The 12,512-nt window shown below is 51.2% G+C and carries 10 protein-coding genes; 5 read left to right on the forward strand and 5 right to left on the reverse strand.

From position 1 onward, the window contains the following. The first annotated feature begins 128 nt into the window (after positions 1 to 128). Positions 129 to 1,109, forward strand: a complete 981-nt coding sequence (locus BIT28_RS15250) for an alcohol dehydrogenase catalytic domain-containing protein (protein WP_075765189.1) — start codon at positions 129 to 131, stop codon at positions 1,107 to 1,109. Positions 1,110 to 1,168: 59 nt separating this feature from the next. Here BIT28_RS15250 and helD read toward each other — a convergent pair whose 3' ends face one another. Continuing rightward, a complete protein-coding gene (helD, locus tag BIT28_RS15255) occupies positions 1,169 to 3,259 on the reverse strand; it encodes a DNA helicase IV (protein ID WP_075765191.1) in 2,091 nt (696 codons plus the stop codon). A gap of 191 nt (positions 3,260 to 3,450) precedes the next feature. Here helD and yccS point away from each other — a divergent pair, with 191 nt between their 5' ends. The 3 genes from yccS (at position 3,451) to BIT28_RS15270 (ending at position 6,422) form a co-directional block, all read left to right on the forward strand. Further along, positions 3,451 to 5,622 carry a YccS family putative transporter gene (gene yccS / locus BIT28_RS15260; RefSeq protein WP_075765193.1) on the forward strand — a complete coding sequence of 724 codons (2,172 nt, stop codon included), beginning with the start codon at positions 3,451 to 3,453 and terminating at the stop codon, positions 5,620 to 5,622. An 86-nt stretch (positions 5,623 to 5,708) separates the two neighbouring features. Then, complete coding sequence (locus BIT28_RS29600) at positions 5,709 to 5,882, forward strand: hypothetical protein (RefSeq protein ID WP_175577539.1); 174 nt, start codon at positions 5,709 to 5,711, stop codon at positions 5,880 to 5,882. Between the two features lie 30 nt (positions 5,883 to 5,912). Continuing rightward, positions 5,913 to 6,422, forward strand: a complete 510-nt coding sequence (locus BIT28_RS15270) for a GNAT family N-acetyltransferase (protein ID WP_075765195.1) — start codon at positions 5,913 to 5,915, stop codon at positions 6,420 to 6,422. Between the two features lie 40 nt (positions 6,423 to 6,462). Here BIT28_RS15270 and oleD read toward each other — a convergent pair whose 3' ends face one another. The 4 genes from oleD to BIT28_RS15290 are packed head-to-tail and all read right to left on the reverse strand — an operon-like array spanning position 6,463 to position 11,318. Continuing rightward, positions 6,463 to 7,548: a 2-alkyl-3-oxoalkanoate reductase gene (oleD, locus tag BIT28_RS15275; protein ID WP_075765197.1), complete on the reverse strand. Its 1,086-nt coding sequence runs from the start codon at positions 7,546 to 7,548 to the stop codon at positions 6,463 to 6,465. 21 nt (positions 7,549 to 7,569) lie between these two features. Further along, positions 7,570 to 9,333, reverse strand: coding sequence for an olefin beta-lactone synthetase (gene oleC / locus BIT28_RS15280; RefSeq protein ID WP_075765199.1), 1,764 nt, complete (start codon positions 9,331 to 9,333; stop codon positions 7,570 to 7,572). 5 nt (positions 9,334 to 9,338) lie between these two features. Then, positions 9,339 to 10,229: an alpha/beta fold hydrolase gene (locus tag BIT28_RS15285; RefSeq protein ID WP_075765201.1), complete on the reverse strand. Its 891-nt coding sequence runs from the start codon at positions 10,227 to 10,229 to the stop codon at positions 9,339 to 9,341. 39 nt (positions 10,230 to 10,268) lie between these two features. Further along, positions 10,269 to 11,318 carry a 3-oxoacyl-ACP synthase III gene (locus BIT28_RS15290; protein WP_075765203.1) on the reverse strand — a complete coding sequence of 350 codons (1,050 nt, stop codon included), beginning with the start codon at positions 11,316 to 11,318 and terminating at the stop codon, positions 10,269 to 10,271. Between the two features lie 262 nt (positions 11,319 to 11,580). Between BIT28_RS15290 and BIT28_RS15295 the strand changes: the two genes are divergently transcribed. Continuing rightward, entirely contained in the window at positions 11,581 to 11,982 is a 402-nt protein-coding gene (locus BIT28_RS15295) for a thioesterase family protein (protein WP_075765205.1), read from the forward strand. The last annotated feature ends 530 nt before the right edge of the window (positions 11,983 to 12,512 follow it).

Raw genomic sequence — 12,512 nt, forward strand, 5'->3', positions numbered from 1 at the left:
AGGCTTTTTCGTTTTCACCCCGAAAATCTTGATTTTACTCACCTATTCTCATTCCTTGTCAGGCAAGAAGCTAAATTTGGCCTACGTTTATAAAAACTAAGACAAAAAAATAACAGAAGTGGTGGCACATGAAAGCATGGAAATTAACCCAACCGGAAGGACTCGGCTCCCTGACGCTATCCCGCGCCGCAAAGCCAACTCCCGCCTCGGACGAAGTCTGTATTGAAGTTAAGGCCGTTGGCCTCAATCCTATCGACTATAAACTCGCAAGCTGGGGCTATGCCACCTGGCAATACCCACAGATCATCGGGCTTGATGTTGCCGGCATTGTTTCCGTGGTCGGAAAAGGTGTCACCCACTTTCAGCCGGGTGATCGGGTGTTCTGCTTTGCCGATCCCCGCCAGGCGGGTGGGTTTGCCAACTACACAGCCGTCAAGGCCCATGCTTTGAGCCGCATTCCTGACTCGGTCAGCTTCGAGCAGGCCGCTGCTCTGCCCTGCGCAGGCTATACGGCGTGGCAGGCGGTCCATGACAAACTGGATATCAAACCCGGACAAAAAATAGCAATTACGGGAGCAGGAGGAGGCGTCGGGGGATTTGCCGTCCAGCTGGCAAAACTGGCAGGCGCAACAGTCTATGCCATCGCCGAAAAGCAGCATCATCATCGCCTGCTTGATTATGGTGTCGATGCCGTGATCGATCCGAAAAACGAGAATGTTGCCATGCGATTGATTGAGCTGACCGAAGACCAGCTCGTACACGCCGCCATCGACTGTGTGTCAGCAAAGTCCGGCAGTATTATGAGTGCCCTCATCCGCTATAACGGCGAGATTGTCATGGTTGCCGATCAATTTAATCAGGTGCCGCTGCTGGCCACCACCAAAGCAATCAGCTTGCATGAGGTAGCACTGCACGGCACCTATGCCCATGGCACGCTCGAGCATATCCATCATCTCGCCGATATCGGCAATACGCTCAGCAACCTGGTTGGCGAAGGAAAGCTGGATCCCATGATTGAGGAGAGCCTGCCGTTTGACAAACTCACGGACGGGCTAGATAAGCTCAAACAGCAACAACACAGCGGCAAGCTGGTTGTTACTGTCGGATAAGCCTGCTCATCTTAAACGTGTTGTCATCATAGCTGCCAATTGCCAGTTGCCCGTGGCCATTAGCTTCTGGCAGCTTTCATCCGTTTGATTTTATTCATCACCGGGTATTTTTCATCAATCAGCTCATTGATAAACGGCGAAGTCTTTTCTGGATCTGCGCACACCCATACATGTTTTTTCGCCCGCGTCAGCGAGACGTAAAACAAGCGACGCTCTTCGGCATCGCTGAAGGCTTCATTACGGGCCTGAAGACAACCAGCCAGCCCAGTTTCACGATCAGGTGCCGGGAAGGTCCCCTTGTTCACATCCAGAATGAACACGTAATCCGCTTCCCGCCCTTTACTTGCATGGCAAGTCATGAAGTCCAGCGACAGCTGCGGCCACTGGCTCTGCCACTCTTTAAGCTTTTCGGGGCGCTGATTGTTATTGCGTCCTAGAAGCAACACCGAGGTCGGCTTGCTATTTTGCGAAGCAAGCTGTACCAACTCCTGCTCCAGCAGATCCTGACAAAGAAGCGTTACCGCCTTGCGTTTTTGCTTCTTGAAGCTGGTCAGGTTCTTTTTCAGCTGCTGAGGGTTTTGCTGAATAAACACGTTGGCAACTTCGCCGATCATGCTGTTAAATCGATAGGTAGTGCCTAGCTCGGTAATATGGCTCGAGCCAAAGCGCTCTTCAAAACCGGTCGTCAGGTTAACATCAGCACCGGCAAAACGGTAAATTGCCTGCCAGTCATCACCGACGGCAAACAACGTCGGGTGGCTCTTTCCTTCCTGTGACGACTTGCAAAGTGCCTCAATCAACGCCAAACGGTGTGGCGAGATATCCTGATACTCATCCACCATAATAAAGCGCCATTCCGGCACGTACTTTCCTTCAACGACATATTCCGTCGCTTTTTGGATCATGGTGTTGAAGTCAATTTGCTTATTAGCTTTCAGGTATTGCTGATAAGCGCGGAAACATGGCCACAACAAGGCCAGCTCGCTCTTCATCCTCGCATGCGAGGCATTGCCTTCACTGGTCTCGATACTCTGGCTCAGCTCCGACTTATTTGTCCCCCGCTGACCGATAAGCTCGATATGGCGCCAGATCCAGGCGGCCAGCTGCTCGCTTTTGGCCTGCTTCTCCATCGAGTTATCCGCCTTGAAGCCGGGGATCCGCCACTGAGTCAGGTGTTTTTGCCAACGTTTGGCGGACGCCGCAGTCTGCCATTGCTCAGTCAGCATCTCGGCTATCCATCTAGCGCGAGCCTTTTCATCCAATGCCAAGGGAGAAACATTCGGCTGCTCACCTTCCACCGACTTGATGATTTGGGTACCCAGGCTGTGGAAAGTAGCGACTTTGATGTTGTTATTTACTTTCTGGCCGAGACGCTCGCCCATTTCCTCGGCAGCCTTACGGCCAAAGGCAAGCATCAGTATCTCTTCCGGCTGCGCAACCTGATTAGCAACCAAATAACCCGCCCGTGCAACCAGCACGCTGGTTTTACCGGTACCGGCTCCCGCCAATACTAAGTTATGATCTTGGTTAATTAACACCGCTTCTCGTTGCGATTCGTTGAGGGGAGAAGACTCAAATTTATCAAACCAGGATGACCACTTTTCCGCTTCTTGTCGCAGCCATTGCTTATTGGTTTCTTCCACCCATGTAGCGTTATCTTCCAGCCAGGGAGTGACTTTCTCAAACGCCATAGGGCGAAAAGACGTCGCCAGTTCATGAGACAGCCCCGTCATTGCCAGCGATTGTTGCAGAAAATGGTTAAGGCACTGATGTTCAGACTGGCGCAAATAGCTTGTCTGACCGGCAAAGTCATCTATCCGGCTCAGCATGTCAGGCAGCACGCTATCAAGTTTCTCAACACGTCCCTGCGCCCAGCTTCGATAGGCTTCGAGCAATATCTCGGCAAACTGTTTGCACTGATTCCAAGGTAGCCCGTGCACCGTCCAGCAGTACTCCTGATCGGCCGAGGTGATTTCCAACGATCCCCAGATCACACCACGATGCACAGCAATCGCACCATCCCAGTCATCAAAAGGGATTTCCTCGGACTCGGTCTGGCTATCCAGGATCAGGCTATTCTCAGCCAATTCAATGCTGCAATAATCTCCCTGAACCAACCACTGTGCTAGCCAACTGGCTGTTAAACGCATGCTGTCACCCAAAGCTTTCCAAAAACAGGTAAAGAGTAACAAGAACTCCGGTTAGGCCATAGCACCTGAACAGCCATTTGAGTAAAATTTCTGCTAATAAATGCATTAGCCACTATTTTTACAAGGGGTATATACCCTTTGAGATATGAACTTTGGTATCTTTACCGCTTCACCTAACTAACTGAGCCAACATGCAAACCAGCCGCTTAAAACTTGCTTTTCGCCGCTACTGGGCGAACGACAGAATTAACTACAGTATTCGAGTTCTTATTGCGCTGGTCGGGATCGCCTTCCCCTGCTGGTATCTGGACGCCACGACCGAAGTCACACCGCTGGTATTGGGGATTATTGCCGCCGCTCTTGCCGAAACCGACGATAACTTGACCGGACGGATAAAAGCCCTTGTGATGACACTGGCTTGTTTTCTTATCGCGGCCTTTTCGATCGAAATTCTGTTTGATTACCCAGTTCTGTTTGCAATCGGTCTGTTTAGCTCGACCTTCGGCTTTATTATGCTGGGCGCAATGGGAGCACGTTATGCCAGCATCGCTTTTGCATCATTGTTGCTGGCGGTCTATACCATGCTCGGTGCCGATCATAGCGTGAATCTCTGGTATCAGCCGATGTTGCTGCTGGCCGGTGCGTCTTGGTATGGCCTGCTATCTCTGACATGGCAGGTCCTGTGGCCCAACCAACCGGTACAGCAAAGCCTGGCTGCCGTTTTTACTGAATTTGCCCACTACCTCGACAGCAAAAGCAAGCTTTTCGAGCCTGTTAACAATATGGTACCGCAACCCTTACGGCTAGAGGCTGCCGGACAGAACGCCCGGGTCGTCGCAGCCCTTAACGGAGCCAAGGCCACTTTACTCAACCGCGCCCGTCGTGGCCGACCGAACGATACCGGCGATAAGTTCCTCAAGATCTACTTCCTGGCTCAGGATATTCATGAGCGGGCAAGCTCTTCGCACTACCGCTATCAAGACCTGGCCGCCGCGTTCCAGCGCAGCGATGTTCTGTTTCGTTTTCAGCGATTACTGACCAGCCAGGCCAAGGCCTGTCGAGAAGTTTCGCATGCGCTGGCAATGGGCAAACCCTACCGGCACGGTGCAGACAGTGTCAGAGCACTCGACGAGCTTCAGGAATCGCTACTGTATCTGAAAAACCAGCACAACCCGAAGTGGCGAACCTATCTGATCCAGCTCGAGTACCTGTTCAACAACCTTGCGACAGTTGAACGCCAGCTTTCAAATGTGAGCAACCCCGATGTCGCACAGACCGGCAATGATATAGAGCTGGCCGACAACGAAGCACGCAATATGAAAGCGCGCTGGCAACGTATTACCAGCCAGTTCACACCGGACTCTATGCTATTTCGCCACGCCTTGCGGATGGCTATCGCATTGACCGTCGGTTACGGCGTCATTCAGGCTCTGGAGCTGGAACGAGGCTACTGGATCCTGCTTACCACCCTGTTTGTCTGCCAGCCTAACTACAGCGCTACACGCCAGAAGCTGGTCCAGCGGGTACTCGGTACATTGGGCGGCCTGCTAGCCGGTATCCCTCTGCTTTACTTGTTCCCAGGTCAGGAAGGACAATTGGTGCTCATGGTGTTAGCCGGGGTCTTGTTCTTTGCCTTCCGCACCGTGCGCTATGGGCTGGCAACCGCGTTCATTACCTTGCTAGTGCTATTCTGCTTCAATCAGCTTGGCGAAGGGTACGCCGTGATCCTGCCCCGTTTAGGAGATACCTTGCTCGGCTGCTTGCTCGCCGTGCTGGCTGTTAGCTTTATTCTGCCTGACTGGCAGGCAAACCGACTGCACAAGGTCATGGCCTCGGCCATTACCACTAACCGCGACTACCTTGGTCAAATCATCGGCCAGTACCGAATAGGCAAAAAAGACAGCCTGAACTACCGCATTGCCCGTCGCGATGCCCACAATACCGACGCCCAGTTGAGTACTGCCATCAGTAATATGTTGGCCGAGCCCGGCCGCTATCGAATGGCAACCGACGAGAGCTTTCGTTTTCTGACGCTCAACCATGCGATGCTGAGCTATATATCGGCCTTGGGAGCTCACAGGACCCAGCTCGATGATGAGCAAACCCATCACCTGGTCGCCAAGGCACACCGCCAGATCCACGCACACCTTGATTGTCTGGCAGAACAACTCGACGGCAACCAATGCAGTCAGGCACCAAGTTCGGATACCGATCTTGAGCAGCAGCTTGCCCAATGGCGGGATGAGGACTGTAAGTCCGTCCGTATGGTCTTGCAGCAGCTTCACCTGATCCAACGAATGCTGCCGGAATTGCACTCGCTGGCGAATAAGCTCGCAGCTCGAACCAACAAGCAAATGGCATGATACAAAACCTAAGACTTGAAGCCGGGCAGTGCAATCCTGCCGCTTCAGGCCATATCAATTGAACTACCACACTGAAAGGAATCAGTATGTCTGGGATTGCCAATACACCTGAACCACCTTATTACGCTGTTATCTTTACTTCCGAGCGTACTGAGGGAGACAACGGCTACGGGCTCATGGCCGATAAAATGGTATTCATCATTCAAGGTCAGAATATCCAAAGTCGAACGAGACTATGGCCTCTAAACCTAAGTATTTAGTTAGGCGGACTTAAAGAGTAGGACAACATTATGATTATTACCGAAACCGAGCGCCTGCGTATCCGTCAGTTGACGGAAGATGACGCCGCCTTCGCCCTCAAGCTCTATACCTCGGAACCTTTTCTTCGTTTTGTCGGCGACAAGCAACTCAAAACTGTTGAAGATGCACGACAATACCTTCTCGACGGCCCTATCAGGATGTATCAGACACGCGGGATTGGCCTGTACTTGGTCGAGCTAAAAGAATGCTGCACCCCGCTCGGTATTTGCGGATTGATCAAGCGCGATTCACTGGATGATATCGACCTTGGCTATGGCTTCCTGCCGGAAAATTTCGGTCAGGGGTATGGCTATGAGTCAGCGCTGGCGGTCATGGCGTATGGGCGACGGAAATTAAAGATGAAGAAACTCGTCGCCATTACCACAGCTGACAACCAACGCTGCATCAAACTGCTGAACAAACTGGGGTTACATTTTGTTGAAAATATCGAAGAGCCCGAAGCCGCACCGGCTCTCGGACTGTATGCCATGGAATTATAACTAGGTACCTGAAACTATAATTTAGCGTCTGGAACTATAATTAAGCGTCCGAAAGCGACGCTTTCAGTTTCTTCATACCGCTATCAATGCTGACCAGCGGCGTATAACCCAGATCACGCTTGGCGGCTGTGATATCAAAATAATGGCTCGTGGACAACTGCCTTGCCACAAAGCGAGTCATAACCGGCTCTTCTTTTTTGCCCAACGCACCGTATACCCACTCTAAAAGCGAGCCGACACAATAGGCCAAGCCTGCAGGCACCCGCTTGTTAACTTCGGGTAAGTCGGCGCTCGCCAGTATCTTGTTCAGCATCACTGCCATCGTAATAGGCTCGTCGTTGCTGAGAAAATACGCCTTGCCGGCACACGCTTTTGCATCCCCGGACAGGCTAACCGCAGCCAAAATATGGGCATAGGCGGCATTATCAACGTAAATCGTATCAACCAGTTTATCTTCCCTGCCAACAAGCTTTAAGCGCCCCACCCGGGCGCGCTCAATCACCCGCGGTACGAGATGAGGATCACCCGGGCCCCAGATGAGGTGGGGACGCAGAGCAACAGTACTCAAACTACTATGGTTTGCCTCGAGGATCAGCTGCTCAGCAATGGCCTTCGACTCGGCATAGTAGTTAAGGTAGCTATCGGCATAAGGGGCAGACTCGTCAATTCCCGCTTCATCCCTTCCTGCAAATGTCACACTCGGTGTGCTGGTGTACACCAGCTTATCTATATCGAGCGTCTGACACGCCTCAATGATGTTACGCGCACCATCCACGTTTGGGAGGAAATAAGCGTCCTTTTCGCCCCAGACACCCGCTTTCGAGGCAACATGGAAGGCCACATCACACCCTTGCATCGCAGCCAGTAATGCCGGCTTGTCACAGATGTCACCCTTGACCATCCTGACGCCCATCAGCTCAAGATCCGGATAACTCCCCCGTGCAAAACCCGTCACTTCAATCCCCGCTGCCCGCAGGTAGCGACAAATGGCCTTACCCAGAAAGCCTCCTGCTCCTGTTACAAACGCATGGCTAACCTTCAGCGCCAGCACCTGCAGTGCCTTTGATTCTTCAGGCAGGAGTTCATGATTAACCGTGCTGCCAGAGATAGTTAGATCACTTACCATCGAGTGCCTTTTGTATGCTCGTTATTCTGAAATACTGTCTTGTGCCCAGACGGCGAGTTTCTCTCGGAAGATTTTCGCATTGTGGCGAATATCAACAGGGAAGTCAGGATGGATCAGGAAATCAGCAATGCCTGCGGTTTGGCGATGTTTCTCACCTATAGCTCTGAGCTCGTCATAAAAATGCTCTACCGCTGATTCTGACTTTTCTAACTCAACCCCTTTTTCAAGCTCTACACACAGCAACGGCGCAGTCTCGCCCCTGATTTCTACACCGACTAGCGCGGTACGTCTGACTTTTGGGTGAGTATTGAAGATACGCTCACATGGGATCGAAAAATAAGGCTCATCATCGAATATCGAACCTGCACGATTGGCCTCGACCCGGTGGGCTTTACGACCACACATCCACAACTGGCCATGCTGATCAAGATAGCCTAAATCTCCCATACGGTGGCGAACACTGTGCTCAGCCGGGCCATCCGCGCTGTCTATGATCTTGGCTTGTTCAGTCGCACTGGCACGATGGTAATAAGAGTGGCTGACCATCGGTCCTTTGACGACAATTTCACCAATCGTACCTACCGGTAGCCGCAATGCCTCGTCCCATTCAGTGATTGGATCTTCTGTGATCGCAATGATCGCTACATCAACCCCATCAACTGGCTTCCCGACGCATATGCCTCCACCGCTATCAGTAATATCGGTCGTATTAAGCAACTGCTCACTCCCGATCATCGCCAGCGGCAAGGACTCTGTCGCACCATAGGAATTTAATACCTCGACACCGTCTTTCAGCATCTTGCTAAAGCGGGCAATCGATGAAATCGTCGCCGGCGCGCCGGCAGAAATCACTCGTCGAATACTGGGCAAGGTATGCGCTTTAGCTTCTGTGCTGGCAGCACCCGCTTGGCCCAGTCGCTCGATAAGGGCCGGATTCACAAACATATTGCTGCACTGATATTGCTCAATAGCAGCAAAGAGGTTATCAGGATTAGCGGTGATCGGCTTGCTGGCATCCATATCAGGCACAATCGATGCCATCCCGAGCGCTGGCCCGAACAGAGAGAACAACGGGAAAGTGGCAAGATCGCGCTCACCAGGAACAATGCCGTAATCATTTTTCAGCACATTGATTTGTGCCTCGAACATGGCGTGGGTATACACCACCCCTTTGGGCGTTCCGGTGCTACCACTGGTGAACAAAATCGCAGCCATTTCATCACTGCCAAGCAATGCCATGTTATGAGTTATTGGCGTCTCGTTATTCGCGTGTGAGGATTGAGAGTTTGCATCGGCTTTCAGCAAAGCCTTAAGGCTTGTACCACCAAAAGCTTTGGCAAATAGCTCACTGCCGCCGACAGTCAACAAACGGCGGACACTCGCCTTGCCCCAACCAAATAAACAGCGCGCAATATGGGCTTTTGGGATCCCGATAAACGCATCGGGTTCGGCCTCGGCGAAACACTGCCTGAGATTCTTTATCCCCATCCCCGGATCGACAAGGATCGGGATCACACCGGCTTTGAACAGGGCAAACGTCAGAGCAAAGAAATCCAGGCTGGGTGTTACCATCAACACCACTTTCATGCCACGGGTAATGCCATACTCAGCAAGTACCCGGGCAATACGATCACTCTCGGCATCAAGCTCCGCAAAGTTCAGTTCCTGATAGCGAAACCTGCCGGTCAGCAACCGCTTTTGCACCGCGACAGCAAGCGCGTCTGGCGTTTCTTCCGCAGCTCGCTTCAAGTGACGACAGATATTGGCCTGATGCTGTTCAGCCATGTGGGCTATACCTCGCTCGACGGCGTATCGTTAAGAAAATTAGTAATAAGAGGCACAACTTCGTCACTCGCATCTTCAAGAATATAGTGACCGCAGTCGGCAAATTCATGCACCGTTGCATGCGGCATTCTCTCACGCCACTCTGCCAAGAAATGCTTGTCAAAGACAAAGTCTTTCAGCCCCCAGCAGATTAACGTCGGCACCTGTGAGAAAGTAGGCAGGCTGGCGGCAATATCAGAGACGAGCTGATAGTTTCTGTCACCTTCGCGCAGCGGAATATCCTGAACAAAACGCAAGGTAGAGATCCGGTTTGCCCATGAATCAAACGGTGCCACATAGGCTTTGCGTACTTCCGGGCTCATCGGTTTACGTTTAACCCCCACATACGATGCTATTGACGAAAACGCATTGAAACCACGTACCAGCCCGGTACCTAGTAAGGTATTGCGGCAAATCCACAGCGCCCACGGGAAAGGCTTTGATTCGGGCAGGTGAAATGCACCGGTGTTCAAGACCACCAGACGCTTGATCCGATCAGGATAGCGGGCGGCATATCCCATGCCGATCATTCCGCCCCAATCATGGACCACCAGGGTGATATTTTCCCGTACATCCAAGTGCTCTAGCAGCGCCTCGAGATCGTCGATACGGTTGCTCAGGGTGTAGTCATATCCATCATCATCCGGCTTATCGGACAAACCGCAGCCAATATGATCCGGCACGATACACTGATGATTATCGCTCAGTGCTGTTACCAGATTACGGTAATAGAACGACCAACTGGGATTACCATGAACCATCACAACAGGCTCGCCCTGCCCCTCATTGAGGTAATGGAGCTTATGACCGTTGCGATCAAGAAAGTTGCGCTTAAAGGGAAACAATGTGTCTAACATGACCATCCTTATACTGTACTGTTTGGTAGTTACCGACTGCTACCACTTAAGGCCCAACATCATGCAGTTTAGCCCGCTCCCTATACCCAGGAAGCTTACATTGTTGCCCGGTTTCAAAAAGCCATGATCATGCGCCATCGCGGCAGTAACAGGCAAAGACACGCTGCCCATATTCCCCATCAGGCGATAGGTAGGGAACTCTTTACCAACGGGGATATTCAATGCATTTAGCACCTGTTTCCGGTTCGATGCCCCAACTTGGTGACAAATAACCTTGTCGACCTGATCGACAACCCAATCACGCTGTTCGAGAAAATGCTGCCAGGTATCACGCGCCAACTGAACCCCTTCCTTAAGCAGGCTCACACCGTCGGTACGCATATACTCACGGAACAACTGCGGCCCAACTTCCTGCAGGCCCCACTGGCAAAGGTCATGATGTTCCGGTGCCGACAGATGGCTCGCACCCAGCAATTGGTGCTGGCGAGTATTGCGAAGCGGAAGGCTACCGTCAGTCAGCAACACTGCAACAGCCCCCGATCCACCGGTCAGCGTTGCTAGCGACTGGGCAAAGTTCTGCATGGTCGGTTCGGCCAGCATATGATCAATGGTGATGTCGACAATGTGACGGGCTGACTCACAAGAAACCACCAGTCCTGCTTTAATCTGCCCCAGTTCGATACGGTTGGCGATATCCAGAATGCCGGAAAGCACGCCAAGACAGGCGTTGCTGATATCGTAAATGGCGGTATTGTTCGACACACCCAGCTCAGAGGCAATTCTACAGGCGGTAGCCGGTTCGTGCTGATCACGGCATACGCCGGTATATATAACAGCGCCCAGATCCTCGACTCTTACACCCGTCTCATCAATCGATTTACGGGCTGCGGCCAGTGCGCCATCAGACAATACATGCCCTTTAGGCCACCAGCGACGCTCTTCGATCCCGGTTAACGCGGCAAGCTGCCCCATCGGGATTCGGAATTTCTGATACAAAGGCGCTAAACGGGATTCAAGCTCGGAGCTTGTGACCACTTGTGGTGCTAGCTCGTAAGCCAGACTATTGATAAAAACGCGGGAATATTTCATTCAACTACTGTAACGGCTCACTATCTCGGCCCATACGGCACCGATCATCATTATTTATGCTTACTTGCGCGTCATTGGAGCAAGAAAAGAACGAGGATTCAATAAAAACTGCCAGATAACGCGATGTAGGCTGGCTCATATGACCAGTACAAAAGATATTATGTCAAAGGCAAACCTCATGTAGAGTGCAACTCGTGATACTTATTCTTGCTCAGGCAGGAAAGTATAGAACACCTTATTGATTTGAGAGACAGAAACCAAAATGAGCAAGGTATATCACCACCCGGTACAAATTTATTACGAAGATACTGACCACTCAGGCGTGGTATACCACCCTAACTTTCTCAAGTATTTCGAACGCGCCCGTGAACATGTCATTGATAGTGACAAGTTGGCGAGGCTATGGAACGAGCATGGGCTCGGGTTTGCGGTCTATAAGGCCAATATGACCTTCCAAGATGGTGTTGAGTTTGCAGAGATTTGCGATATTCGCACCACGTTTACCCTGGAAGGAAAGTACAAGACCTTGTGGCGTCAGGAAGTCTGGCGTCCTGGAGCCACCCGGGCAGCCGTTATCGGCGATATCGAAATGGTCTGCCTGGATAAAGAAAAGCGTTTGCAACCTGTTCCCGAAGAAATCCTGCGCTCCATGATGGATGAATGATCCACGCTTTCACGCCATTCCTGTCACCTTTCAATTATGCTTATTTATAAAAATGAGGTATAGGTCAAGTTTTGGTGAAAATCTGAGTATTTGCACTAAAAACACAAAATAAAGCCATTATATTCAAATGGTTATGAATATTGACAATACAATAAAATAGCTTTTCGATTTTTTAACTGGTCTGAAGAGATCCTACCTCCCCATTCAGGCGATTGTAACGAAAAGCGACCTCGGGTAGGCTGCTGAGCCATCAACGGACGTAGCTGGCTTTATTCTGGATGGTAAGTACCTCCTTTTCTGATAATCGCAGCAGAATTATGATGGATACAACTTATATGGATGAAAGCACTACCGCAAATCGTAGAATGACAGGAATATGCTACTGCTGATATGCACTTATCCATTTCTAGCACATTCCGGCGCATTGCTACTGCCAATCACTTCCTAACCAGTGTATTTCCACACCGGTTATTGCCATTTTTATTACACTTCTACCGACTTGCTTCGAACCAGTTGCCTAGCAGCAATAC

The organism is Photobacterium proteolyticum (genome assembly GCF_001939735.1).
Lineage (GTDB): Bacteria > Pseudomonadota > Gammaproteobacteria > Enterobacterales > Vibrionaceae > Photobacterium > Photobacterium proteolyticum.

What these genes read in the sequence shown, in the direction of transcription:
- helD (WP_075765191.1), bottom strand. Translation starts at nt 3,259, where the DNA reads ATGCGTTTAACAGCCAGTTGGCTAGCACAGTGGTTGGTTCAGGGAGAT.
- yccS (WP_075765193.1), top strand. Translation starts at nt 3,451, where the DNA reads ATGCAAACCAGCCGCTTAAAACTTGCTTTTCGCCGCTACTGGGCGAAC.
- BIT28_RS29600 (WP_175577539.1), top strand. Translation starts at nt 5,709, where the DNA reads ATGTCTGGGATTGCCAATACACCTGAACCACCTTATTACGCTGTTATC.
- oleC (WP_075765199.1), bottom strand. Translation starts at nt 9,333, where the DNA reads ATGGCTGAACAGCATCAGGCCAATATCTGTCGTCACTTGAAGCGAGCT.
- BIT28_RS15270 (WP_075765195.1), top strand. Translation starts at nt 5,913, where the DNA reads ATGATTATTACCGAAACCGAGCGCCTGCGTATCCGTCAGTTGACGGAA.
- BIT28_RS15290 (WP_075765203.1), bottom strand. Translation starts at nt 11,318, where the DNA reads ATGAAATATTCCCGCGTTTTTATCAATAGTCTGGCTTACGAGCTAGCA.
- BIT28_RS15295 (WP_075765205.1), top strand. Translation starts at nt 11,581, where the DNA reads ATGAGCAAGGTATATCACCACCCGGTACAAATTTATTACGAAGATACT.
- BIT28_RS15285 (WP_075765201.1), bottom strand. Translation starts at nt 10,229, where the DNA reads ATGTTAGACACATTGTTTCCCTTTAAGCGCAACTTTCTTGATCGCAAC.
- oleD (WP_075765197.1), bottom strand. Translation starts at nt 7,548, where the DNA reads ATGGTAAGTGATCTAACTATCTCTGGCAGCACGGTTAATCATGAACTC.
- BIT28_RS15250 (WP_075765189.1), top strand. Translation starts at nt 129, where the DNA reads ATGAAAGCATGGAAATTAACCCAACCGGAAGGACTCGGCTCCCTGACG.